The organism is Stenotrophomonas sp. SRS1 (assembly GCF_026130205.1).
Lineage (GTDB): Bacteria > Pseudomonadota > Gammaproteobacteria > Xanthomonadales > Xanthomonadaceae > Stenotrophomonas > Stenotrophomonas rhizophila_B.
This window is the reverse complement of record NZ_JAINFD010000003.1, coordinates 548,082-571,787: the sequence shown is the minus strand read 5'-3', so window position 1 is coordinate 571,787 and position 23,706 is coordinate 548,082. Positions and strand designations below refer to the sequence as shown.

Genomic DNA, 23,706 nt, shown 5'->3' with positions numbered 1-23,706 from the left:
GATCAGGACTGCGGCGGGGTGGGGGCTGCGGCGCCAGCAGGCGTGTTGCCGCGCATGTCCACGTAGGCTTCGCCACGCAGTTCCTGCAGGAAGCGGTTGTACTCTTCCTCCAGCTTGCGACGGCCGATCGTTTCACGGATCTGGGCGCGCTGGTTGTCGGTGGTGGCATCGGTCTGGCGCGTGGCGACGCGCTGGACGATGTGCCAGCCGGCATCGGTGCGGAACGGCTGGCTGACGCCACCGTCAGCGACGCCTTCAACCTGCTTGCCGAAGTCCGGACCGAACGCATCGACCGGGAACCAGCCCAGATCGCCGCCCTGGCCCTTGCTGTTGTTGTCTTCCGAGGATTCCTTGGCTACCGCATCGAACTCGGCGCCGCCGGCAATGCGGGCGCGCAGGGTATCGATCTTGGCCTTGGCCGCGGCGTTGTCCTGCTGGTCGGTGATGCGGACCAGGATGTGGCGGGCGTGGTACTCGGTGATGCTCTGACCACCGCCTGCGGTGGCGTTGGCGTCACGCACCTCGACCAGCTTCAGCAGCTGGAAGCCGCTCGGGCCACGCAGCGGACCGACCACGTCGCCGGACTTCATGTCTTTCATCATCTGGGCGAACGCATTCGGGATTTCATCCAGCGAACGCCAGCCCAGGTCGCCGCCTTCCAGCGCGTTGGGGCTGTCCGAATAACGGACCGCCGCGGCGTTGAAGTCGATCTCGCCCTTGTCCAGCAGCGCCTTCACGCCATCGGCCTTCTTCTGGCCGGTGGTGATCTGCTCGGCGGTGGCCCCTTCGGGCAGGCCGATCAGGATGTGCGCCAGGTGGTACTGGGTACCGACGGTGGCCTGCTGCTTGAGCGCGCCATCCACTTCGCCTTCGCTGACCGAGATGCGGCTCTGCGCAAAGCTCTGGCGCAGGCGCTGCACGGTGATCTCGTCACGGACCGAATTGCGGAAATCGTTGAAATCCAGGCCGTCGCTGGCTAGCCGCTGGCGCAGGGCATCCAGGGTGGAGCCGTTCTGCTGGGCGATGGCGTTGATCGCCTGGTTCAATTCCTGATCGCTGACCTTGATGCCACTGCTCTCAGCGCGGGCGACCTGCAGCTTGACCAGGACCAGGCGCTCGAGCACCTGGCGGTTGAGCACGTCATCGGGCGGCAGCTGGTTTTCGCGACCGGCGTACTGCGCTTTGATGTTCTGGACGGCACGGTCCAGTTCGCTCTGCAGCACGACGTCCTCATCGACGATCGCCGCGATGCGGTCCAGACGCTGGCTCTGCTGTGCCATTACCTGCAACGGGGCCGTCGCGGAGGAGACCGCCAGCAGGGAGGCAAGGAGTACGGGAAGGGTCTTGGTCATGGGATCAGATTCGGATCGTAGTCATCGCGGGCCGCACCGGTGTTGCTGGGCGGCACCAGATAGAGGTCGTCTCGGTAGTAGCCGAGAATAGCACGGCGCAAGGTGCGGTCCGTGTTCTGGCCGATGGAGCTCAGGCCCTTGAGCACGAACTCGATCTGGAAGGAGTTGTTGAGCTCGCCTTCGCGGTTGCGGACGTAGCGGCGGGCGATGGCGCGAACGGCCAGGCAGCAGCTGTCCCACTGCACGCCGCCGATGATTTCCAGCGGCGCGCGATCCTGGATGGAGTAGTAGTAGCGACCCACCAGGCTCCAGCGCTCGTTGAGCGGATAGAGGAAGGACAGGTCGGCCTGTTCCAGCAACTCGCTGCCGTTGGGGTTCAAGCGGTGGCGGTAGGTCAGGTTGACCACGCCATCGTTGGACATCAGGTAGCGCGCGCGCACGCTGGCCAGATCCTCACGCTTGTACTTGGGATCCCACTGATAGGTGGCGCCCAGGTTCCAGCGGTCGTTGATGGCGTAGTTGGCGTCCGCGATCCAGGCCGACTTGCCCTGTTCCACCGGGGTTTCGCTGCTGTTGAGGGTGACCCGGGAATCATCGAAGTACAGGATCTGGCCAATGCTGCCGGAGAAGCGCTCTTTGCCGGTGTCCTGGTCGATGAAGCGGGTGCTCACCGCCATGGTCAGCTGGTTGGCGTCATTCTGGCGATCGGCGCCGGAGTAGCGCGAGTCGCGGAACAGCTGGCCCCAGCTGAAGGTGAAGTCACGCGTATCGAACACCGGCAGATCGCTCTGGTCGCGGTACGGCGTACGCAGGTAGAACAGACGCGGTTCCAGCGTATGCAGGAAGCGCGTGCCGCCGATGGTGGTCTCGCGGTCGAAGAACAGCCCTGCGTCGATGGTGCCGATCGGCAGGCTGCGGCTCGGCGAGGTGTTGCCGCGCAATTGGTCGGGGGTGGCAACCGCCAACTGTTCCGGGGTCAACTGACTGCGGCGGATGCTGTCGGCGAGGCCACGTTCCAGGTCATAGCCGGTGTAGCGGTAGGCCAAGGTCGGGGTGACGTACCAGGCTGCGCCGCTGAACGGCATCGAGACATAGGGCTTGATATCGAGGCGCGAGCCACCGTCCATGCGCGTCGGCGGCAGGCCGTCGCGGACGAATTCGCCTTCGGCATCGATGATCTTGCCGTGCACGTCCAGATGCGTGAAGTTCACCGCTTCGGCATACACGCCGGTTTCCAGCCACGGCAGCAGCGGCTTGTCCCAGTTGACGAACAGGCGCGGCTGGCGCGCGTACGGCAGGGACGCTTCGGTCAGCGTGTAATCGGTGAGCTGCCAGTAGTCGGCCATCAGGCCGCCGGTCCAGTTCTCGCCGGTGCCGTAGATGCCGATCTGGCTCTGCAGGTTGGAGGTGGTCACGCCGAGCAGCTTGTTGGAGAAATCCTCCAGATAGCGCTCATCGCTGACCCAGGCCAGATTCGCACGGGCCTGCCAGTTGGCATTGATGTTGTGGTACCCCCCAAACTCCACGCGGCCGCGATCCTTGTCGCGCAGCTTGTCGTTGGGCAGGTAGGCGGTCAGCAGCTCGCCGCGCCCACCGTCGTAGAGATAGCGGAACTCGTTGTCGAGCATGAAGCCGCGCTTGCTCATGTAGCGCGGCATCAGGGTGTCGTCGAAGTTCGGCGCCAGGTTCAGATAGATCGGCTGGGTGTAGTCGAAGCCGTTGCGGCCGGACAGGCCGATCTGCGGGTAGAGCAGACCGGTCTGGCGGCGATCATCGATCGGGAACTTGAAGTACGGCGCCCACAGCACCGGCACCTTGCCGATGCGCAGCACCGCGTTGCGTGCGGTACCGAAGCCGGCGTCGTTATCGACCTCGATCTGCGGGGCCGACAGCTTCCACACCGGCTGCGAGGGATCGCAGGTGGTGTAAGTGGAACGATGCATCTGGCCGACCGCACCCTGCAGGTCGATCGATTCGGCACCGCCATTGCCGCGGCGGGACACCAGCTGGTACTGGATGTCGCTGATCTTGTGGGTGTCGCTTTCCTGGTTGCCCTCGGCGCGACGGGCCTTCATCCGGATCGAGGAGTCCTGGTAGCGGACGTTGCCCTCGGCGACGTAATTGCCGCTCTCGGTATCGAAGCTCAGGTTGTCGGTCCCCAGGAACTGGTCACCGCGCTTGAGCGCGACGTTGCCCTGGTAGTTGGGCACCACGGAGGTGCCGGTGAGTTGGTCACCCTCGATATCGGTCGGCTGCTGGTCACGCGTCGCGGCCGCGGCTTTGTCAGCCTTGGGCGCATCGTCGAACACGGGCAGCACGTCGGTAACCGGGCACAGGCCCCAGTTCACCGGCTTGTCGTCGGCCAGGGCCGGCAGGCAGATGGCGATACTGAGGGGGAGGGGCAGCAGGCGGAGGGCTCGGCGCACGCGGTATCGGATTCGGGCGAAAACGGATCGTAGCTTGCCCCATCCCTTGCATAGGGGCAATGAAGGTCGCGCTGATGCAGGGGTCCGGGTTCATTCGCCACCCGGACCAGGCGGCGTCAGCGCAGCTGCCCGACGTGGGCCACGCTGCACTCGGCCAAGGCCTGCAGGTCGTAGCCGCCTTCCAGCATGGAGACGATCCGGCCCGCGCCGTGGCGCCGGGCCAGGCCACGCAGCTCGGTGGTGATCCAGGCGAAATCCTCGGTTTCCAGCATCAGGTCGGCCTGTGGGTCGCGCATGTGGGCGTCGAAGCCGGCCGAGATCAGCAGCAGCTGGGGCCGGAAATCATCGATGGCCGGCAGCATCTCGTCGGCCCAGGTGTTGCGGAAGCGGAAGCCGCCGCTGCCCGGGGGCAGCAGGATGTTCATCAGGTTGCCGGCTCCGCGGTCCCGGCGCAGGCCGGAATTGGGGAACAGGCCGGCCTGGTGGGTGCTGTAGTACGCCACGCCGGGGTCGGCGATGAAAATGTCCTGGGTGCCGTTGCCGTGGTGGACGTCGAAATCGACGATGGCGATCCGCTCCAGCCCGTAGCGATCGCGGGCGTAGGCCGCGGCGATGGCAATGTTGTTGAACAGACAGAAGCCCATCGCGGTGCTGGCACTGGCGTGGTGGCCGGGCGGGCGCACCGCGCAGAACGCGACCGGATCACTACCAAGCATCACCGCATCGACGGCCGCCACCCCGGCACCCGCGGCGTGCAGGGCCGCGCTGGCTGATCCGGGCGAGGTCATGGTGTCCATGTCGATCAGGCGCAGTGGCTCGGTCTGCGGCGTGAGCACCAGATCGATCAGTTCGCTGTCGTGCACCCGGGCCAGCTCGCCGAGCTTGGCCGGTGGGGCCTCGCGCCAGTCCAGCTGGTCCGGATAGGCCGCCTTGAGCGCATCCAGCACCCCCTGCAGTCGCGCCGGGCATTCGGGATGGCCGCGGCCGGGATCGTGTTGCAGACAGGCGGGGTGGGTGAAAACCAGCATGCGGGCAGAATATCCGGTGGGGCGGCAGGGCCGTTCAGGCGTGGCGGCGCTCGTGGCGCCAGAGCACCTCGCCGTGGCCGTCGGCGCGGGCCAGCACGCGCGCGAGCACGAACAGCAGGTCCGACAGACGGTTGAGGTAATGCAGCGCTTCCGGGCGGACCGTCTCCCGGCGCGCCAGCGTGACCGTGTCGCGCTCGGCCCGGCGCACGATGGTGCGGGCCAGATGGCAGCGCGCGGCTGCTTCACCGCCGGCCGGCAGGATGAACTCCTTGAGCACGGGCAGATCGGCGTTGTAGTGGTCCAGCTGCTGTTCCAGCGCCTGGATGTCGGCAGCGTGGATGGCGGCATGGCCGGGGATGCACAGCTCGCCGCCCAGATCGAACAGCTGGTGCTGGATCACCGTCAGCAGCGCGCGGACATCCTCCGGCAGCGGCACGGCCAACAGCACGCCGAGCGCCGAGTTGGCCTCATCGACCGTGCCATAGGCGGCCACGCGGGCATCGTCCTTGGCCACGCGGCTGCCATCGCCCAGGCCGGTGCTGCCATCGTCACCGGTGCGCGTATAGATGCGGGAAAGGCGGTTGCCCATCGGTGAGCCCGGCCGCGCTCAGTGCAGCACGTCGCGGCGCGCCTGCAGCAGCTTGCCGACCTGCTCGGTCGCCAGCTGCAGGGCGGCGGCCAGGCCGACATAGACGGCGGCCGTGCGCAGGTACGGCAGGAACCAGTCGCCGTAGTTCTTCGCCCAGCCATCGACGGTAGGGGCTGCCACGCTGTCGCTGGTCCAGTAGAAGCCGCCCTGGGCGAACAGATGGCAGACCGCGACCGCCGCGACCAGCAGCAGGGCGCCCTTGCCCAGCGCGGCCCAGGTAGCACTGTGATAGCCGCCGCGCAGGAGCATGCCGCCGCTCCACATGGCGAAGTACGCCGGGAGCAGCATCCAGTAGCCGGGGGAGACGCAGTAGTGCTGCCAGAAATCCAGGCCGCTGCGGCGGATCACGATCCAGTCGACCAGCACCGCCAGCGCCATCAACACGGGGAACGCCCAGCGGGTCCACGCGCGCAGATAGAAGCCGCCGATGAAGAACACCGCCCAGGAGGCATCCGGAATCGCCGCAAAATGGTTGACCCGGGTGGCCGCCATCAACAGCACGAGCACGGACAGGACAAAGGCGCGTTGGGCAGTGGAGGTCATGGCGGTGGCGGGTGAGGGCAGACATTCATTCTAGCGCCTGCTGCGGCAGCCCGCCGCACGCCGCCGGAACGGGCGAACCCTTATCATGGCGGGCATGAGTGAACGACATGATGTAGTGATCGTAGGCGGCGGGCTGGTCGGTGCCAGCCTGGCCATTGCCCTGGACCGTGCCGGCCGCGATGTCGGCCTGGTCGAGGCCTCGCCGCTGGGTACCCTGCCGGCGGTGTTCGACCAGCGCAACCTCAGCTTTGCTGCCGCCACCGTCAATGCGCTGACCGCGCTGGGCGTGATGCAGATGCTGGCCGGTGCGCCGGGGGCGATCACCCGTATCCATGTGAGCCGCGCCGGTGACTTCGGCCGCGTGCAGATGGAGGCCGCTCAGTATCAGCGCCCGTGGTTCGGACAGGTGGTGGTCGCCCGCGATTTCGGCCAGGCGCTGGAAGCGCGGCTGGACACGCTGACCCACCTGACCCGCTATCGCCCGGCCCGGTTCGTGCGCCTGGGCGCCACGGTGGACGGCTACCGCCAAGTGTTCATCGCCGAGGACGGCGGTGAGCGCTGCCTGCTGGCGCGGCTGGTGGTCGGTGCCGACGGGACCCGCAGCGGCGTGCGCGAGGCGCTGGGGATCGAGGTGGACGAGCATGATTTCGAGCAGACCCTGTTCGTGTCGCGGGTGCGCGCCGCCCGTGCGCCGGACGGCACCGCGTACGAGCGCTTCACCGACACCGGCCCGACCGCGTTATTGCCGCGTGGCGATCGCCACTTCGGTGCGGTGCACGGTGTTGCCCGCGACCAGGCCGAGGCAGTGATGGCGCTGGACAATGCGGCGTGGGTGAGCCGCCTGCAGGGTGCGATCGGCTGGCGTGCCGGCCGGTTGCTGGAGAGCGGGCCGCGCAGCGCCTACCCGTTGGTCCAGGTGCTGTCGCAGGCATTGGTCGGCGAGCGTGCCGTCCTGCTTGGCAATGCCGCACAGACCATCCATCCGCTGGGCGCGCAGGGCTTCAACCTGGGCCTGCGCGATGCGCTGACCCTGGCCGAACTCGTGGCCGATGCCGACGATGCCGGCAGCGATGCGCTGCTGCGCGAACACGTGTCACGGCGTCTTGAAGACCGCGAGCAGACCATCGCCTTCTCCGGTGGGCTGGCGCGATTGACCAGCAACCCGGCACCGCTGATGCGGCCGCTGCGGTCGCTTGGGTTGTTGGCCGCACAAGCGACGCCGATGCAGTCGATGCTGGTGGGCGGCGCGATGGGCTTCCGTGGCCAGGTGCCGGCGCTATGCCGCGGAGCAGGCCTGTGAGCCGGCGTCCGCAGGATGTGGTGGTGGTCGGCGGCGGTGTGGTCGGTGCGGCCTGTGCCTTGGCCCTGGCCGATGCCGGGCTGTCGGTGACGCTGGTTGAAGGCCGCGAGCCGGCCGCCTGGCAGCCGCAGCAGCCGGATCTGCGCGTGTATGCCTTCGCGCCGGACAACGCCCAGCTGCTGGCCGCGCTCGGCGTGTGGCCGGCGGTGACTGCCGCGCGTGCCTGTGCCTACCGCCGGATGCGGGTCTGGGATGCGGCCGGCGGCGATGAACTGCGTTTCGATGCCGATACGCTCGGCCGTGAACAACTGGGCTGGATCGTCGAGAACGATCTGCTGGTGGACCGCCTGTGGGCGGCGCTGCCGGCGGCCGGCGTGCAGCTGTGCTGCCCGGCCCGGGTGGAAGCGCTGGAGCAGGACGCCAACGGGGTGCGCCTGCGCCTGGACGACGGCCGTCGGCTGGAAGCATCGCTGGCGATCGCCGCCGACGGTGCCGAATCCACCCTGCGCCGACTGGCCGGCCTGGAGGTCAGCCGGCATGACTACGCCCAGCGTGGCGTGGTTGCCTACGTGGATACCGAAAAAAACAATGAAGCCACCGCGTGGCAGCGTTTCCTGGTCACTGGGCCGCTGGCGGTGCTGCCGATCAGCGCGCAGCGCAGCTCGATCGTATGGACCCTGCCCGATGCCGAGGCTGAGCGCGTGCTGGCACTCGACGAGAGCGCCTTCGGCCGTGAGCTCACCCATGCCTTTGCCGGGCGGCTGGGGGCGATGACCCTGGCCTCCAGCCGCGCGGCCTTCCCGCTGCGCCGCCAATTGGCGACCGGCTACGTCGCCGGCCGCGTGCTCGCGCTCGGTGATGCGGCGCATGTGGTGCATCCGTTGGCCGGGCAGGGCGTCAATCTCGGCCTGCGCGATGTCGCTGCGTTGCGGACGATGGTGCTGGCCGCACAGCAGCGCCGCCAGGACTGGATGTCACCGCACCGCCTGCAGCGCTGGGCACGCGAACGCCGCAGTGAAAACACCGTCGCTGCGTACAGTTTCGATGCGATCAACACGGTGTTCTCCAATGATGAGATGCACCTGACCCTGGCGCGCGGTCGCGCGCTGGGCTGCGCCGGCAAGCTGCCGCCGCTGGTATCGATGTTCTGGAAGCGCGCGGCGGGGTTGTGACCCGCGCGCTCAGTCGATCAGCCAGCCGGCCAGATCGGCGCGGTCCAGCGTGCCGCGCCGCTTCACGTCCAGCGCGTTGAATTCATCGGCCAGCGTCGGGTTGGCCTGCGCCTCGGCGCGGCTGATGAATCCGTCGCCGTCGACATCCAGCGCCGCGAACGCGATACGGTACTGACCGACCACGCTCACCGGCTGCACCGATCGCACCGTCACCGCGGCTTCGCCGGCCGGTGCGGCCAGCGTCACCTGATGGGTCACCTCACCCTGCGAGAGCGGCTGCGCGCGCACGCTGGCCGGCACCTCGCGCAGCGGTTCGCTGACCGCCGGAAGCGGCGTGCGGACCTGGACCTGGGCCAGGGCAAGCGTGGGCAGCAACGTCAGCAGCAGGGTGAGGCTGGATCGGCGTCGCATGGAAACTCCGTACATCTGAGGTGGGGGCGCCGGGTGCCCGGCGCGTGCGTCGATCATTGCCGCGCGTTGCGCGGCCAGCCGGGCATGGCCCGGCTCTACCTGTGGTGCGCGTGGGTCAGCGCAGCGGCGAAGCCAGCACCGTGATTTCTTCGCGGTCGTGATACAGCTGCTTGGCGCGCAGGTGCAGCGGTTTGCCGGCCTGCTCCTGGAACAGCTCCAGGCACAGGCGGGTTTCATCCCAGCGCTTTTTCATCGGCAGCTTGAGGTTGAAGATTGCATGCTTGCACCAGCCCTCACGGAACCAGGTGGCCATGCGCTCGGCCACGCGGCGCGGCTGTTCGACCATGTCGCAGACCATCCAGTCCAGCGGGGTCTCCGGCTGCCAATGGAAGCCATCGGCGCGCAGATGTTCAACCAGCCCGGTCTCCAGTACGTGCTCGCGCAACGGGCCGTTGTCCACGCTGATCACCTTGACGTGCTGGCGGGTCAGCACCCACGTCCAGCCACCCGGTGCGGCGCCCAGATCGGCCGCGCGCATGCCCGGCTTGACCAGCAGCTCGCGCTCTTCCGGCGTCATCAGGGTGAGCAGGGCTTCATCCAGCTTCAGCGCCGAGCGCGAAGGCGCATCGGGCAGCAGCTTCAGGCGCGGGATGCCCAGCGGCCACGGCGCGCTGTCGCGGGTATCGGCCACGCACGCAAAGGCATGGCGACCGTCGACGAAGACGATGTGCAGGCGCGGCAGGCCGGTGTTCGGCTTGTCGGTCAGCAGGCCGGCCTTGCGCAGCGCCGGGCGCAGTGCATTGCCGAACGCGCGGGCCAGGCCGGCCAGCGGCTTGCCTTCGTCCGAGTCCGGATGCTCGACCCACATGTCGCCGAAGCGTTGCTGCCCCTGAAGCGCGGCAATGATCGGGGTAATGCGGTCGGCGGCATCGAGCTGCGGCAGCTCGGCCAGCACCTGCAGCTTCTGCCGGGCGAAGATCAGCGAGCGCCAGGACAGGGCCTTGGACAGCGCCGCGCCTTCCTCGGTGACGAACACCACGTAGCCGTCATTGCGCTGGGTGCGCGCATAGCCGGCCACGTTGGCATACGCCGCGCGCTCGGACAGCTCGGCGGCCAGTTCCGGTTCAAAGCCCTGGCGGCACAGACACAGCAGGCCGCTCATCGCATCGCGCCCGAAGCGCGGACATCAGTAATGGGCACCGTTGATCTCTCCGTACTGGCGCAGGACCGCGCGTGCAGCGTCGCGCTCGATGTCGCGCACGACCTCGATGCCACGCTTGTTGAGTTCGCCGATCCAGTCCGCCGGCAGCGGACCCTCGTCGAACGGGGTGAGTTCTTCCACGTCCTGTGCGCTGGCACCGATCAGCAGCCGATCGATACCGGCCCAGATGGTGGCGCCGTAGCACTGGCAGCACGGCTGCGAGGAGGTCGCCAGAGTGATCGGCGACAGCACATCGTTCAGGCGCGGGGTCTGCAGGCGCTGCTGGGCCAGCATGTAGGCCATGTTCTCGGCATGCGCCAGCGAGGTCGTATGCGGGACCACGCGGTTCACGCCGGCGGCGATCACACGATGGTCCGGCCCAAACACCACGGCGCCGAACGGGCCGCCGGTCTGCGCCTCGACATTCAGGCGCGACAGTTCGATCGCCAGCGCGACCTTGTCGGCATCCTCGGGATAGACACGGCCCAGATCGATCTGGTCGTGGATCCAGGCGGGCAGGGTGAGATGGACTTGCGCGTACAGCATCGGGACATGAACCTCTTCAAAGATGGAGCAGCGGCAGTGTATCGGGCCGCGCGTAGGGATGCCGTGCCCGCGCTGAACACGGCCACGCGCACGCCGGCGCAGGGCTGCGCCGGTCGCAGGGGAGCTGGAGCGCAGGCCCTGCCATGGCAGGGCCGCGTAGGTGACATCGGGCGGCCGGTGCCTGGCACCGGCCGGGTGCAGCTTACGCCGACCAGGTGTCGCGCAGGGTCACGCTGCGGTTGAACACCGGCTTGGCCGCGGTGTGATCGCGGCGATCAGCGACGAAGTAGCCGGTCCGCTCGAACTGGAACGACTGTTCCGGCGCGGCGGTGGCCGCGGCCGGCTCGACATAGCCGGTGACGGTGCGGCGCGAGTCCGGGTTGAGGTAGTCGCGGTAGGTCTTGCCCTCGGATTCGTCGTCCGGGTTGGCCACCGAGAACAGACGGTCGTACAGGCGGATTTCGGCCGGCACCGCGTGCACGGCGCTGACCCAATGGATGGTGCCCTTGACCTTGCGATTGGCGCCTTCCATGCCCGGGCGCGATTCCGGATCCAGCCAGCCGCGCAGTTCGGTGATGGTGCCATCGGCATCCTTGATCACCTCATCGCAGCGGATGATGCCGGCTCCGCGAAGGCGCACTTCGCCGCCCGGTACCAGACGCTTCCAGCCCTTTGGCGGGACGTCGGCGAAATCCTCGCGCTCGATCCACAGCTCGCGTGCGAACGGCACCTCGCGGGTCCCGAACGCCTCGTCCTTGGGATGGTTGGAGAAGGTCAGGGTCTCTTCGTGACCCTCCGGCAGGTTGGTCAGCACCAGCTTGACCGGATCCACCACCGCCATGCGGCGTGCGGCAGCACTGTCGAGGTCTTCGCGCAGCGCGCCTTCCAGCACGCTGAAGTCGATCAGCGAGTTCTGCTTGCTGATGCCCACGCGCTCGGCGAACAGGCGCATTGCCGCCGGGGTATAGCCACGGCGACGCAGGCCCTGCAGGGTCGGCATCCGCGGATCTTCCCAGCCATCCACCAGCTGCTCGGTGACCAGCGCCATCAGCTTGCGCTTGCTCATCACCGTGTAGTTGATGTTCAACCGCGAGAATTCGATCTGGCGCGGCTTGGCAGCTTCACGCGGCAGGCCGCGATCGACCAGCGGCTGGGTCAGCGCATCGTGGTGGGCGAAATCAACGTTGTCCACGCACCAGTCGTACAGCGGGCGGTGGTCTTCGAACTCCAGCGTGCACAGCGAATGGGTGATGCCTTCGATGGAATCGCCCAGCGCATGCGCGAAGTCGTACATCGGGTAGATCGGCCACGCAGTGCCGGTGTTCTGGTGTTCGACGTGCTTGATCCGGTACAGCGCCGGGTCGCGCAGGTTGATGTTGCCGCTGGCCATGTCGATCTTGGCGCGCACGGTACGCGCACCATCCGGGAACTCGCCCGCGCGCATGCGGCGGAACAGGTCCAGGTTCTCTTCGACGCTACGGTCGCGGAACGGCGACGGACGGCCCGGCTCGGTGAGCGTGCCGCGGTAGGCGCGCACTTCCTCGGCGGACAGGTCGCACACATACGCCTTGCCATCGGTGATCAGCTTCTGCGCGGCCAGGTAGTAGGCATCGAAGTAATCCGAGGCATGCCGCAGCTCGTTCCACTCAAAGCCCAGCCAGCGCACGTCATCCTGGATCGCAGCCACGTACTCCGGATCTTCCTTGGCCGGGTTGGTGTCGTCGAAGCGCAGGTTGCACACGCCGTTGAACTCACCGGCGATGCCGAAGTTCAGGCAGATCGACTTGGCATGGCCGATGTGCAGGTAGCCGTTGGGCTCGGGCGGGAAGCGCGTCTTGATCGCGGCATGCTTGCCGGCGGCCAGGTCCTCGCGGACGATCTGACGGATGAAATCCCGTTTTTCCTGGGCTTCCGGAAGGGCGTCGGTGGGGGCGGCGGTAGGCTCGGACATGATGCGCGGTCGCAGTTAAAAGGCAGAAAGACCAACAGTTTAGCCTGTCGCAAGGCGACAGGCTAAACGGGTAGGTGCCGACCGTTGGTCGGCACGCCTTCCGCAGGCCGGCACCACCCGGCCCCTTCGGTGGGTCGGCACGCCTTCAGCCCCCGGGCGTATGCTGGGCGCATGCCCTCCGGAGCCGCCCCATGCACGTGATCTACCAGGCCGACAACCTGTTCGACGCCCATCTGGTCAAACACGCCCTGGAGGACGCCGGCATCCCCGCCTTCGTCTTCGGCGAATCGCTGCTGGGCGGCATGGGCGAGCTCCCGCTGTTCGGCGTCCTGCGCGTGTGCGTCCCCGATCTGGCCCGTCCTGAAGCGGAAGACATCGTCGCCCAGCTGGACTTGGGCGCGGCCCCGGACGACCCCATATTGGACGGAGACGAAAGCGCCGGCCTGTTGCCGGCCTAGGAGAACGCCATGTTGGGTATTGGAAACGGTCTGTTGGGCATCGGCGCCTTCAAGCAGCGCCTGCCGCGCCCGGAAGAAGCGTTGCCGGGCCGCGACCAGCCCCTGCCGCTGCTGCACAACCAGCATTACGTCAACAGCCACCCGCTGAAAGACAGCTTCACCGGCCTGGAGCGCATCCGCTTTGCGATGGGGTGTTTCTGGGGCGCGGAGCGCAAATTCTGGACCATTCCCGGCGTCTACTCGACCTCGGTCGGTTACGCTGGTGGCGTCACCCCCAACCCCACCTACGAAGAAGTCTGCTCCGGCCTCACCGGGCACACCGAAATCGTCGAGGTCGTCTACGATCCCGCCATCGTCACCCTCGAACGCCTCCTCCAGGTCTTCTGGGAAAGCCACGACCCCACCCAGGGCATGCGCCAGGGCAACGACACCGGCACCCAGTACCGCTCCGCGATCCACGCCACCACCCAGGCCCAGCACGACGCTGCCCTGACGAGTCGCGACGCCTACCAGCAGCGCCTCAACGACAGCGGTTATGGCCCCATCACCACCGATATCGTCTTCCCCGCGCCCGAGTATTACTACGCCGAGGACTACCACCAACAGTACCTCGCCAAGAACCCCAACGGCTACTGCGGCATCGGCGGCACCGGCGTCAGCTGCCCCATCGGCGTGGATGCCTGATAGCGGAGAAAGCCGACCAACGGTCGGCTCCTACCAGGTCCAGCAGACAGCCCTAGGCTCGCCGCGCTACTGCTCTCCCCAACGCACCACCCACACCGCGCCAACCCCAACGAAAGTGAGCCGTTGCCGTTGCCGTTGCCGTACGCGCCAAAAACAAAAGGCCCCGCATGAGCGGGGCCTTTTGTCGTGCAGCCATCCACCCGCCAGCGCTTACAGCCGCTCGCGGATCGTCTGCCGCAACGCCTCCAGATCCTTGGCGAACGCATCGATACCGCTGGCCAGCTTCTCCGTCGCCATCGGATCGGCCGCCAGATCCGCCGCAAACCGCGCCCCATCGATCGGCGTCACCTGCACCGACTCGGCCGCACCTGCCACCAGCCTGCGCGGCAGCGCACCGTGATCGGCGTCCAGCTTTTCCAGCAGATCCGGCGAAATCGTCAGGCGATCGCAGCCTGCCAGCGCCTCGATCTGCGCCGTCGAACGGAACGACGCGCCCATCACCACCGTCGGCGAACCGCGGCGCTTGAACTCGGCATAGACGCCGCGCACGAACACCACACCCGGGTCTTCATCGATGGTCGCCGGCGCCTGCCCGTTGGCCACGTACCAATCCAGGATGCGGCCCACGAACGGCGAAATCAGGAATGCCCCGGCCTCACTGCAGGCCAGGGCCTGGGTCGGATTGAAGATCAGCGTCAGGTTGCAGTCGATCCCCTCGGCCTGCAGCTGACGCGCCGCTTCCACGCCTTCCCAGGTCGCCGCGATCTTGATCAGCACCTTGCTGCGCGGCACACCGGCCGCCTCGTACATCGCGATGAACTGGCGCGCCTTGGCCACCGTCGCCGCCGTATCGTGGGCCTGGTCGGCATCGACCTCGGTCGAGACACGGCCCGGCACCAGCGTACTGAGCAGCGTACCCACGCCCACGGTCAGCCGATCGGCCACCGCGTGCACGATGGTCTCGCGCTCACCGGCCTGCTCACGACCCCAGGCCAGCGCGTTCTCGATCAGATCGGCATACACCGGCAGATCCAGCGCCTTCTTCACCAGGGTGGGATTGGTCGTGCAATCGACCGGCTTCAAACGCTTGATCGCCTCGTAATCGCCGGTATCGGCAACTACCACGGACAGATCACGCAACTGGGAGAGTTTTGACGGCGAAACGGTGCTCATTGCAACTCCTGGTACAAACGGTGGAGCCTGCGCGGATCGAAGCAGGCAGGGGTCAGGCGTGAGACGCGTGGTGAACGGCGGTCACGCGCAGGCGCAGCTTACGGCCACCCGGCGCGTCCCAGTCCATGGTCTGGCCAACCGACAGGCCCAGCAGGGCGGTGCCCACCGGTGCAAGGATCGAGACCTTGCCCTGTTCAACATCGGCTTCGCGCGGATAGACCAGCGTCAGCACGTGTTTCTCGTTCTGAAGCTCATCTTCGCATTCCACGCGCGAATGCATCATGACGGTGCCCTCGGGCATCGCGTCCGGCGCCACAACGGTCGCACGGTTGAGTTCCTGGGCCAGGGCGAGCGCGGCAGGCGTCTGCGCCACGGCGGGGGATTCGAGCATGGCATCCAGGCGGTCCATGTCGTGGCTTGAAACGATGATCGAAGGGGGCAGTCCGCTGGAAGTGGACATGGTGTAGCTCCTTGCGTGTGTGGAAGACCCAGTAAAAAGGCGGCGCCTGCTGGCACCGCCTCGTTCTATTGTGCTGACAATCGTAGGCGGATGCGACCCGTCCGGCGTATCGGCCCCGCCGGACAGTTCAGTCCGGCTCAGCCTGCGCGGGCGCTGCGTGTCTCACCGGCACCCGGGACATCAGTGGTTTCCAACGCAAACAGGCCCTGCGGCAGCCGTTTGAACTGCTGGGCCAGCTGCTCCAGGAAACCGGTCATCGCCGAACTGCGGCGCCAGGCCATCGCGATGCGGCGGCTGGGGCGGTCATCGCCGCTGAAATCCAGCAGGCGGATGTTCTCCGAACGCGGCACCGGCGGCTTGACCGAGAGCGTCGGCAGCAGGGTGATGCCCACATCGGCGGCCACCATCTGCCGCAGCGTTTCCAGGCTGGTCGCGCGGAACTCGGATTTTTCGTTGGCGCCGAACAGCCGGCAGACCGCCAACGCCTGGTCGCGCAGGCAATGCCCGTCTTCGAGCAGCAGCAGTTTCTGCGAGGACAGCTCCTGCACGTCCAGATGCTGGCGGCGTGCCAGTGGATGCTGCCCGGACACGGCCAGCAGGAAGGGCTCCTCGAACAGGAATTCCGCATGCAGCTGGTCATCGTCCAGCGGCAGCGCCAACAACGCTGCATCCAGCTTGCCTTCGCGCAGTCGCGCCAGCAGCTCGTCGCTCTTTTCCTCGACCAGCAGCAGCTCCAGCTGCGGGAAACGTTCGCGGATGTTGGGAATCACATGCGGCAACAGGTACGGCCCGAGCGTGGGGAAGATCCCCAGCCGCACCGTGCCGGCTTCCGGATCGCGGCTGCGCCGCGCCGCTTCCTTCATCTGCTCCACCTCGGCCACGATGGTGCGGGCACGCGCGGCCGCTTCCACCCCGGCCGGGGTCAGCATGACCTTGCGCGGTGCGCGCTCCACCAGCGGCAGACCCAGCTCGTCCTCGAGCTTGCGGATCTGGGTGGACAGGGTGGGCTGGCTGACGAAGCAGGCCGCAGCCGCCTTGCCGAAATGGCGGTGGTCGGCCAGCGCCACCAGATACTTCAAATCACGTAGGTTCATTTCCTTGGACCTCTCACGGTAATGGACCGGGTGATGGCGTGGCTTACCCAGCAGACAGACAGGGTTCCCGGCGAACCGGGAACCGGACGTTTCAGGCAGCTTCGGCGACAGCGCCGCTGCTCTTGGGAACGGAGGTTCGGATCAGGTGATCAAAGGCGCTCAGTGCCGCAGTGGAACCGGCGCCCATCGCGATGACGATCTGCTTGTACGGAACGGTCGTGCAATCGCCTGCGGCGAAGACACCCGGCACGCTGGTCTGGCCGCGGTCGTCGATCAGGATCTCGCCACGCGGTGACAGCGCCACCGTGTCCTTCAACCATTCGGTATTCGGCAGAAGACCGATCTGCACGAAGATGCCTTCCAGTTCCACCCGGTGCGAATCGCCCCCGACGCGGTCCTGGTAGACCAAGCCCGTCACCTTCTGGCCATCGCCCAGCACTTCCTGGGTCAGGGCGCTGGTGATGATGGTGACGTTGCCCAGACTGCGCAGCTTCTTCTGCAGTACTTCATCGGCGCGCAGTTTGTCATCAAATTCCAGAAGGGTCACATGCGTCACCAGACCCGCCAGATCGATCGCTGCTTCCACGCCGGAGTTGCCACCGCCGATCACCGCCACGCGCTTGCCCTTGAACAACGGACCGTCGCAATGCGGGCAGTACGCCACGCCCTTGTTGCGGTACTGATCTTCGCCGGGCACGTTCATCTGGCGCCAGCGCGCACCGGTGGACAGGATCACCGAGCGCGACTTCAGCGACGCGCCGTTCTCCAGTTTGATCTCGACCAGGCCGTCATCGCCGGCGGGGACCAGCGCGGTGGCGCGCTGCAGGTTCATGATGTCCACCTCGTACTCGCGCACGTGCTGTTCCAGCGCGGCGGCCAGCTTCGGACCTTCGGTCTCCGTGACGGAGATGAAGTTCTCGATCGCCATCGTATCCAGCACCTGGCCACCGAAACGTTCAGCGGCGACACCGGTGCGGATGCCCTTGCGTGCGGCATAGATCGCCGCGGCCGCACCGGCCGGGCCACCGCCGACCACCAGCACATCGAAGGCCGCCTTGGCACTGAGCTTTTCGGCATCGCGCTTGCTGCTGCCGGTGTCGAGCTTGGCCACGATCTGCTCCAGCGACATCCGACCCTGATCGAACACTTCGCCGTTGAGATACACGGTCGGCACGGACATGATCTGGCGCGCTTCGACCTCGGCCGGGAACAGGCCGCCGTCGATCGCGACGTGCTGGATGCGCGGGTTCAGCACCGCCGCCAGGTTCAGTGCCTGGACCACGTCCGGGCAGTTCTGGCAGGACAGCGAGAAGTAGGTTTCGAACCGGTACTCGCCCTCCAGGTTGCGCACCTGCTCGATCACCTCGGCGGTGGCCTTGGAGGGGTGACCACCCACCTGCAGCAGCGCCAGCACCAGCGAGGTGAACTCATGGCCCATCGGCAGGCCGGCAAAGGCCAGGTGGATGTCCTGGCCCGGCGTGGTGAGCGCGAACGAGGGCGTGCGCTCGCTGCTGTCGCGGCGTACCTCCAGGCGGATCTGCGTGGAGAGCGTAGTCAGCGTGTCCAGCAGCTCGAGCATCTCCTGCGACTTGGCGCCGTCATCCGCGTGCGCCGTGATCTGGATCGGACGGGTGACACGTTCCAGATAGGTCTTCAGCTGGGACTGGAGGTTGGCATCCAACATCGAAAAACTCCTTGAATCAGGCAAGGGGACAGCGTCGACGCACCCCGCGGGTGCATCTGCGCGACATGGGGGTGAACCGAAACCGGCGCGTGGGGCACCGGCTTGGGTTCACCCCCATCCCCGGCGGACGGGGATGGGGATGAGGAGCAGCTTAGATCTTGCCGACCAGGTCCAGCGACGGGGTCAGGGTCTTTTCGCCTTCCTTCCACTTGGCCGGGCACACCTGGTTCGGGTTGGCGGCGGTGAACTGGGCAGCCTTCAGCTTGCGCAGGGTCTCGGAGACGTCACGGGCGATCTCGTTGGAGTGGATCTCCAGGGTCTTGATCACGCCTTCCGGGTTGATGATGAAGGTGCCGCGCAGGGCCAGGCCTTCTTCGGCAATGTGCACGCCGAAGGCGTTGGTCAGCTGGTGGGTCGGATCGCCGACCAGCGGGAACTGGGCCTTGCCGACGGCCGGCGAGGTTTCGTGCCACACCTTGTGCGAGAAGTGCGTGTCGGTGGTGACGATGTAGACCTCGGCGCCAGCCTTCTGGAACTCGGCGTAATGATCGGCGGCGTCTTCAATCTCGGTCGGGCAGTTGAAGGTGAACGCGGCCGGCATGAAGATCAGCACGGACCAGTGACCCTTCAGGGTGCTGTCGGAGACCTTGATGAACTCGCCGTTCTGGTAGGCGTTGGCTTCGAACGGCTGGATCTGGGTGTTGATAAGCGACATCGTTGTTCCTCTTGGTGAAAGGGGTGGGTGAAGCGACCAACACAGGTTAGCGGCTCCGTTCCCATAAGGACAATCCATTGATTGCATCTATACGATAGTCAAAGACTATCAATATGGTCTGATCCTGCGATGAATGGTGATCGCCAGATCCGTCAGAACCGTTGCAGCGCAGTGACCGGAGCGCCTGCGGCGGTGATCGGCTCAATAGCCTGCGCTTATCCGGGCAGCGGGCAACCTGAACGCTGAAGGCACCTACCGCGCCGGCGTTCGGTGAAATCCGGGGGAAATCGATAGCGATCGAAAATGTAGATGTGACTTGTGATGGGCGGATTCAATCGCGCGGGGGGCGTGGAAGGCCGTTTTTTCCCGACCGATCCTGGCGGTGGCGTGCACTACACTGCGGCCCCTGCCGCTGCTCCGCCCCGCCATGACCGCCGCCCCGCCAGACGTCCGCCAGTTGCTCGCCGATGCCGCCACCCGCCTGCCCGGCGTGGACGGCCGCCATGAGGCCGAACTGCTGCTGCTGCAGGTGCTGGAACGCGAGCGCAGCTGGCTGTTCGCGCATGCCACCGATCCGGTCGAGCCGGCGCAGGTGGCGGCCTTCGAGGCGCTGCTGGCCAAACGCGTGGCCGGTGAGCCGGTGGCGTACCTGCTGGGCCGCCGCGGCTTCTGGACCCTGGATCTGGAGGTCAGCCCGGCCACCCTGATTCCGCGCCCGGAGACCGAGCTGCTGGTCGAGCTGGCGCTGGCACGGTTGCCCGAAGACACCACGCTGCGGGTCGCCGACCTTGGCACCGGCAGTGGCGCGATCGCGCTCGCGCTGGCCAGCGAACGGCCGCAGGCGCAGGTAGTGGCGACCGACCTCAGCGAGGCAGCCCTGGCGGTCGCCGCGCGCAACGCGCAGGGCCACGCACTGGGCAATGTCCGCTTCCGGCAGGGCGCGTGGTACGCACCGCTGGCAGGCGAGCGCTTCGATCTGATCGCCACCAATCCACCGTACATCGCCAGCAACGACCCGCACCTGGTGCAGGGTGACCTGCGTTTCGAGCCGGCCACCGCGCTGGCCTCCGGTCTTGATGGGCTGGACGACATCCGGCTGATCATCGCCGGTGCAGCAGCACACCTGCTTCCCGGCGGCTGGCTGCTGATCGAACACGGCTGGGACCAGGGCGAGGCGATCCGCGCGCTGCTGCGGGACGCCGGTTTCCAGTCGGTCGCCACCGAGCACGATCTGGAACAGCGCGACCGGGTGAGCCTGGGCTGTCTGCCGGCCTGACGGCATGCCATCCCAGCGCTGACCCCGAGGCTAGAATGACCTGTCCACCGGGCCGCCGCGCAGCGTGATGCGGCGACTGTCATTCCACATGGAGTTTCTGTCATGCGTACGCTGTATCCCGCCATCACCCCTTACGACGTCGGCACCCTGAAGGTCGATGACCGCCACACGCTGTACTTCGAGCAGTGCGGCAATCCCGACGGCAAGCCGGTGGTGATGCTGCACGGTGGCCCGGGCGGCGGCTGCAGCGACAAAATGCGCCAGTTCCACGACCCGGCCAAGTACCGGATCATCCTGTTCGACCAGCGCGGTGCCGGCCGTTCCACGCCGCACGCGGACCTGGTCGACAACACTACCTGGGACCTGGTCGCCGATATCGAGAAACTGCGTGAGCACCTCACGGTGGACCGCTGGCAGGTGTTCGGCGGCAGCTGGGGCTCGACCCTGGCGCTGGCCTACGCGCAGACCCACCCGCAGCGCGTGACCGAGCTGGTGCTGCGCGGCATCTTCATGCTGCGCCGCTGGGAGCTGGAGTGGTTCTACCAGGAAGGCGCCAACCGCCTGTTCCCGGATGCGTGGGAGCACTACCTCAAGCCGATCCCGGCCGTGGAGCGCCACGACCTGATCTCGGCCTTCCACCGCCGCCTGACCAGCGACGATGAAGCCACCCGCCTGGCCGCAGCCAAGGCGTGGAGCGTGTGGGAAGGCGCGACCAGCTTCCTGCACGTGGACGACGACTTCGTGAACAGCCATCAGGACCCGCAGTTCGCGCTGGCCTTCGCCCGCATCGAGAACCACTACTTCGTCAACGGTGGCTTCTTCGAGGTGGAAGAACAGCTGCTGCGCGACGCGCACCGCATCGCCGATATCCCGGGCGTGATCGTGCACGGCCGCTACGACGTGGTCTGCCCGCTGCAGAGCGCGTGGGAGCTGCACAAGGCGTGGCCGAAGTCGACGCTGGAGATCAGCCCGGCCTCGGGCCACTCCGCCTTCGAAGCGGAGAATGTCGACGCGCTGGTGCGGGCGACGGATCGTTTCGCGGGTTGAGGGAGGCGTGCCGACCAACGGTCGGCACCTACCGTGCTACCCCCTGACGTCGCGCGGTAGATCACGACCGTTGGTCGTGATGCGGCGGGTTACCAATCCCCGCCCAGCAGCGCCTCCGCCAACACCTGCAGCTTCGGCGAAGCCTGCCGCGAAGGCGGGTAGACCAGCGACAGCACCCGGCTGCGGCCCTCGAAGGGCTGCAGCACCCGCTGCAGCCGCCCGTCAGCCAGCGCGTCGGCGACCGCGAAATCCATGACCTGCACGATGCCGATCCCGGCCAGCGCCCCTTCCACCAACGGGTCGCCGCTGTCGAACACCATCCGCGCCGGTGGCGTGAACTCGCGCAGCTGGCCCTCGGCCTCGCGGAACTGCCAATCCACCAGCCGCCCGCTGCGCAGATTGCGCACCGCCAGGCAGGCGTGATCGTGCAGCGCATTCACCGTCGCCGGTTCCCCGTGCTGCACGATGTAGGCGGGGGAGGCGACCGTGACCCAGTGCAACGGCCGCAGGGGGCGCGCCACCATGCGCACGTCGCTGATCGGCCCGGTGCGCAGTGCGGCATCGAAGCCTTCTTCGACCAGATCGACCAGCCGGTCGTTGAGCACCAGCTCGAACTGCAGCTGCGGATGCGCCGCCATCAACTGCCCGGCCAGCGGCACCAGCACCTTGCGCCCGAACATCGAGGGCGCCGTCAGCTTCAACACGCCCGACGGCGTGGAGGGGCGATCGCCCAGGCGGCGCTCGGCATCCTCCAGCCCGCTCAGCAGCGGCGCGCAGTGCTCGACGAACTGGCGGCCATCCGGGGTCAGGCTGACGTTGCGGGTGTTGCGGTGGAGCAGCCGCACCCCCAGGGCGCTCTCCAGCCGGCTGATCGCCCGTGACAGACCGGATTGGCTGATCCCCAGCTGGCCGGCGGCTACGGTGAAGCTGCGTGCTTCGGCCACCTGCACCAGCATGCGCACAGCGTTGAGGTCCATGGAACGCTCCGATTCATGCGGATATGCATGACAGATATCAAAGTATCCGGGTTTATTTCTGCAGCGTCATCAATGAGACTGCCCACCTTCTTACGCAGTACCGAGTCGGCATGACCTCCCCCCTGTCCCCCGCTGGCGCGCCGGCGCCCGCATTTCCACGCCTGGCCCTGGCCCTGCTGGCCACCGCCCAGCTGATCATTGCGCTGGACTCCACGATCATCTTCGTCGCTCTGCACGAGATGGGCGCGCAGCTGCGCATCAATGCCCAGCAGCTGCAGTGGATCGTCAGCGGCTACACCGTGGCGTTCGGCGGGTGCCTGCTGCTGGGCGGCCGTGCGGCCGATCTGCTGGGTCGCCGCCGGGTCTATCGGCTGGGCATGGCGCTGTTCGCGTTGGCCTCGCTGGTCGGTGGTTTCAGCAACAGTGCGTGGCTGCTGATCGCGGCCCGCGCGGTGCAGGGCATCGGCGCGGCGTTGCTGTTCCCGGCCACGCTGGCGCTGATCAACACGATCTACGCCGAAGGCACGCCACGCAATCGCGCGCTGGCGATCTGGTCGATGGCCAGCGCCGGTGGCCTGGCCTTGGGCACGCTGCTCGGCGGCGTGCTGACCCAGAGCTTCGGCTGGGCCTCGGTGCTGCTGGTGATCGTGCCGTTCGCCGGCGGCTGCGCGCTGCTGGGCGGCTGGTGGCTGCCGCGCGATCCTGCGCCGCTGGCGGGCCGCTCGTTCGATCTGGCTGGCTGCGTCACCGTGACCCTCGGCGGCAGCCTGCTGGTGACCACCCTGGTGCAGGGCCCGGAATGGGGCTGGCTGGCGCCACGCACGCTGATCTGTCTGGTCGTGTCGGCAGTGATGCTGGCCGCCTTCGTGCAGATCGAACGCCGCAGCCGCGACCCGCTGATGCAGTTCTCGCTGCTGCGCCTGCGCAGCCTGCGTGCGGCGATGCTGCTGACCCTGCTGTTCATGAGCAGCTACGGCGTGCAGTACTACTTCCTGGCGCTGTACTACCAGGATGGCTACGGCTGGAGCGCGCTGCAGGCGGGTCTGGCGTTCCTGCCGCCGACCCTGGTATGCACGTTCGGCATCCGCATCGCCGAGCGCATGCTCGCGCAGCGTTCGCCGCGTCAGGTGCTGACGGTGGGCATGCTGGCCGGCGCGATCGGCATCGCCGCGGTCGCCGTCGCGCTGCCGTACGGCGCGACCTACTGGGCGCTGCTGCCGGGCATCGTGGTGCTCAGCCTCGGCCAGGGCATCACCTGGACGGCGATGTGGATCGTGGCCGGGCAGGGCGTGCCCGCCGCGCAGCAGGGTGTGGCCTCGGGCATGGCTGCCACCGCACAACAGATTGGCGGCGCGCTGGGTCTGGCGTTGCTGGTGATGCTGGCCAACGCCGGTCGCGGCAGCGCCGCCGCCAGCAGTGAGGCGGCCCTGCAGGGCATGATCCATGCGCAGTACGGCGCGGCCCTGTTCGCGCTGCTGGGTGTGGGCGTCGCGCTGTGGCTGCGGCCCCAGGAAGACGCTGCGGCCGCAGCGCCGGTGTGCGCGAATGAAGGGTGAGGC

22 protein-coding genes are annotated in these 23,706 nt (G+C 67.3%); 7 read left to right on the top strand and 15 right to left on the bottom strand.

The window, feature by feature from the left end:
* Positions 1-2 precede the first annotated feature (2 nt).
* The 5 genes from K4043_RS13440 to K4043_RS13420 form a co-directional block, all read right to left on the bottom strand.
* Positions 3-1,352, bottom strand: a complete 1,350-nt coding sequence (locus tag K4043_RS13440) for a peptidylprolyl isomerase (RefSeq protein ID WP_123728395.1) — start codon at positions 1,350-1,352, stop codon at positions 3-5.
* Positions 1,349-3,778, bottom strand: a complete 2,430-nt coding sequence (lptD, locus tag K4043_RS13435; RefSeq protein ID WP_265309592.1) for an LPS-assembly protein LptD — start codon at positions 3,776-3,778, stop codon at positions 1,349-1,351. The genes K4043_RS13440 and lptD overlap by 4 nt, the downstream gene beginning before the upstream one ends.
* A gap of 116 nt (positions 3,779-3,894) precedes the next feature.
* Positions 3,895-4,806 (bottom strand): histone deacetylase family protein, encoded by a 912-nt coding sequence (locus K4043_RS13430; protein ID WP_123728397.1) that lies wholly within the window; start codon positions 4,804-4,806, stop codon positions 3,895-3,897.
* A 34-nt stretch (positions 4,807-4,840) separates the two neighbouring features.
* Entirely contained in the window at positions 4,841-5,395 is a 555-nt protein-coding gene (locus K4043_RS13425; protein ID WP_123728398.1) for a cob(I)yrinic acid a,c-diamide adenosyltransferase, read from the bottom strand.
* A gap of 18 nt (positions 5,396-5,413) precedes the next feature.
* Positions 5,414-5,998, bottom strand: a complete 585-nt coding sequence (locus K4043_RS13420) for a hypothetical protein (RefSeq protein ID WP_123728399.1) — start codon at positions 5,996-5,998, stop codon at positions 5,414-5,416.
* 94 nt (positions 5,999-6,092) lie between these two features.
* Here K4043_RS13420 and ubiH point away from each other — a divergent pair, with 94 nt between their 5' ends.
* Together ubiH and K4043_RS13410 are read left to right on the top strand one after the other, a co-directional pair.
* Positions 6,093-7,298, top strand: a complete 1,206-nt coding sequence (gene ubiH, locus K4043_RS13415; RefSeq protein WP_265309591.1) for a 2-octaprenyl-6-methoxyphenyl hydroxylase — start codon at positions 6,093-6,095, stop codon at positions 7,296-7,298.
* Positions 7,295-8,470, top strand: coding sequence for a UbiH/UbiF family hydroxylase (locus K4043_RS13410; RefSeq protein ID WP_123728401.1), 1,176 nt, complete (start codon positions 7,295-7,297; stop codon positions 8,468-8,470). The genes ubiH and K4043_RS13410 overlap by 4 nt, the downstream gene beginning before the upstream one ends.
* Positions 8,471-8,479: 9 nt before the next feature.
* Here the strand turns inward: K4043_RS13410 and K4043_RS13405 are convergent, their stop codons facing one another.
* From K4043_RS13405 to K4043_RS13390, 4 genes are all read right to left on the bottom strand, one after another.
* Positions 8,480-8,881, bottom strand: coding sequence for an EF-hand domain-containing protein (locus K4043_RS13405; RefSeq protein WP_259261888.1), 402 nt, complete (start codon positions 8,879-8,881; stop codon positions 8,480-8,482).
* Positions 8,882-8,996: 115 nt separating this feature from the next.
* A complete protein-coding gene (rlmM, locus tag K4043_RS13400) occupies positions 8,997-10,043 on the bottom strand; it encodes a 23S rRNA (cytidine(2498)-2'-O)-methyltransferase RlmM (protein ID WP_265309590.1) in 1,047 nt (348 codons plus the stop codon).
* A gap of 24 nt (positions 10,044-10,067) precedes the next feature.
* The gene (locus tag K4043_RS13395) at positions 10,068-10,628 is read right to left on the bottom strand and encodes a nucleoside deaminase (protein WP_123728403.1); all 561 of its coding nucleotides are present in this window, start codon (positions 10,626-10,628) and stop codon (positions 10,068-10,070) included.
* A gap of 202 nt (positions 10,629-10,830) precedes the next feature.
* On the bottom strand, positions 10,831-12,579 hold the full coding sequence (locus K4043_RS13390; RefSeq protein WP_265309589.1) for a glutamine--tRNA ligase/YqeY domain fusion protein: 1,749 nt from the start codon (positions 12,577-12,579) through the stop codon (positions 10,831-10,833).
* A 191-nt stretch (positions 12,580-12,770) separates the two neighbouring features.
* On the opposite strand from K4043_RS13390, the gene K4043_RS13385 reads away from it, so the two are divergent.
* Positions 12,771-13,037 (top strand): DUF2007 domain-containing protein, encoded by a 267-nt coding sequence (locus tag K4043_RS13385; RefSeq protein ID WP_123728405.1) that lies wholly within the window; start codon positions 12,771-12,773, stop codon positions 13,035-13,037.
* Positions 13,038-13,067: 30 nt separating this feature from the next.
* Positions 13,068-13,721, top strand: coding sequence for a peptide-methionine (S)-S-oxide reductase MsrA (gene msrA / locus K4043_RS13380; RefSeq protein WP_184997144.1), 654 nt, complete (start codon positions 13,068-13,070; stop codon positions 13,719-13,721).
* Positions 13,722-13,931: 210 nt separating this feature from the next.
* Here msrA and K4043_RS13375 read toward each other — a convergent pair whose 3' ends face one another.
* The 5 genes from K4043_RS13375 to ahpC all read right to left on the bottom strand — a co-directional run bounded on the left by K4043_RS13375 (position 13,932) and on the right by ahpC (position 18,847).
* Positions 13,932-14,894, bottom strand: a complete 963-nt coding sequence (locus K4043_RS13375) for a transaldolase (RefSeq protein WP_265309588.1) — start codon at positions 14,892-14,894, stop codon at positions 13,932-13,934.
* A gap of 52 nt (positions 14,895-14,946) precedes the next feature.
* Positions 14,947-15,354, bottom strand: coding sequence for a nucleoside diphosphate kinase regulator (rnk, locus tag K4043_RS13370; protein WP_123728408.1), 408 nt, complete (start codon positions 15,352-15,354; stop codon positions 14,947-14,949).
* A gap of 137 nt (positions 15,355-15,491) precedes the next feature.
* Positions 15,492-16,448: a DNA-binding transcriptional regulator OxyR gene (oxyR, locus tag K4043_RS13365; RefSeq protein WP_123728409.1), complete on the bottom strand. Its 957-nt coding sequence runs from the start codon at positions 16,446-16,448 to the stop codon at positions 15,492-15,494.
* Positions 16,449-16,539: 91 nt separating this feature from the next.
* Entirely contained in the window at positions 16,540-18,132 is a 1,593-nt protein-coding gene (gene ahpF / locus K4043_RS13360) for an alkyl hydroperoxide reductase subunit F (RefSeq protein WP_265309587.1), read from the bottom strand.
* Between the two features lie 151 nt (positions 18,133-18,283).
* Positions 18,284-18,847, bottom strand: a complete 564-nt coding sequence (gene ahpC, locus K4043_RS13355) for an alkyl hydroperoxide reductase subunit C (RefSeq protein ID WP_123728411.1) — start codon at positions 18,845-18,847, stop codon at positions 18,284-18,286.
* A gap of 427 nt (positions 18,848-19,274) precedes the next feature.
* Here ahpC and prmC point away from each other — a divergent pair, with 427 nt between their 5' ends.
* Positions 19,275-20,123 carry a peptide chain release factor N(5)-glutamine methyltransferase gene (gene prmC / locus K4043_RS13350; protein ID WP_265309586.1) on the top strand — a complete coding sequence of 283 codons (849 nt, stop codon included), beginning with the start codon at positions 19,275-19,277 and terminating at the stop codon, positions 20,121-20,123.
* Positions 20,124-20,225: 102 nt separating this feature from the next.
* Positions 20,226-21,170, top strand: coding sequence for a prolyl aminopeptidase (pip, locus tag K4043_RS13345; protein ID WP_265309585.1), 945 nt, complete (start codon positions 20,226-20,228; stop codon positions 21,168-21,170).
* An 89-nt stretch (positions 21,171-21,259) separates the two neighbouring features.
* Here pip and K4043_RS13340 read toward each other — a convergent pair whose 3' ends face one another.
* Positions 21,260-22,147, bottom strand: coding sequence for a LysR family transcriptional regulator (locus K4043_RS13340; RefSeq protein ID WP_265309584.1), 888 nt, complete (start codon positions 22,145-22,147; stop codon positions 21,260-21,262).
* Between the two features lie 110 nt (positions 22,148-22,257).
* Between K4043_RS13340 and K4043_RS13335 the strand changes: the two genes are divergently transcribed.
* Complete coding sequence (locus K4043_RS13335) at positions 22,258-23,703, top strand: MFS transporter (protein WP_265309583.1); 1,446 nt, start codon at positions 22,258-22,260, stop codon at positions 23,701-23,703.
* Positions 23,704-23,706: the final 3 nt, after the last annotated feature.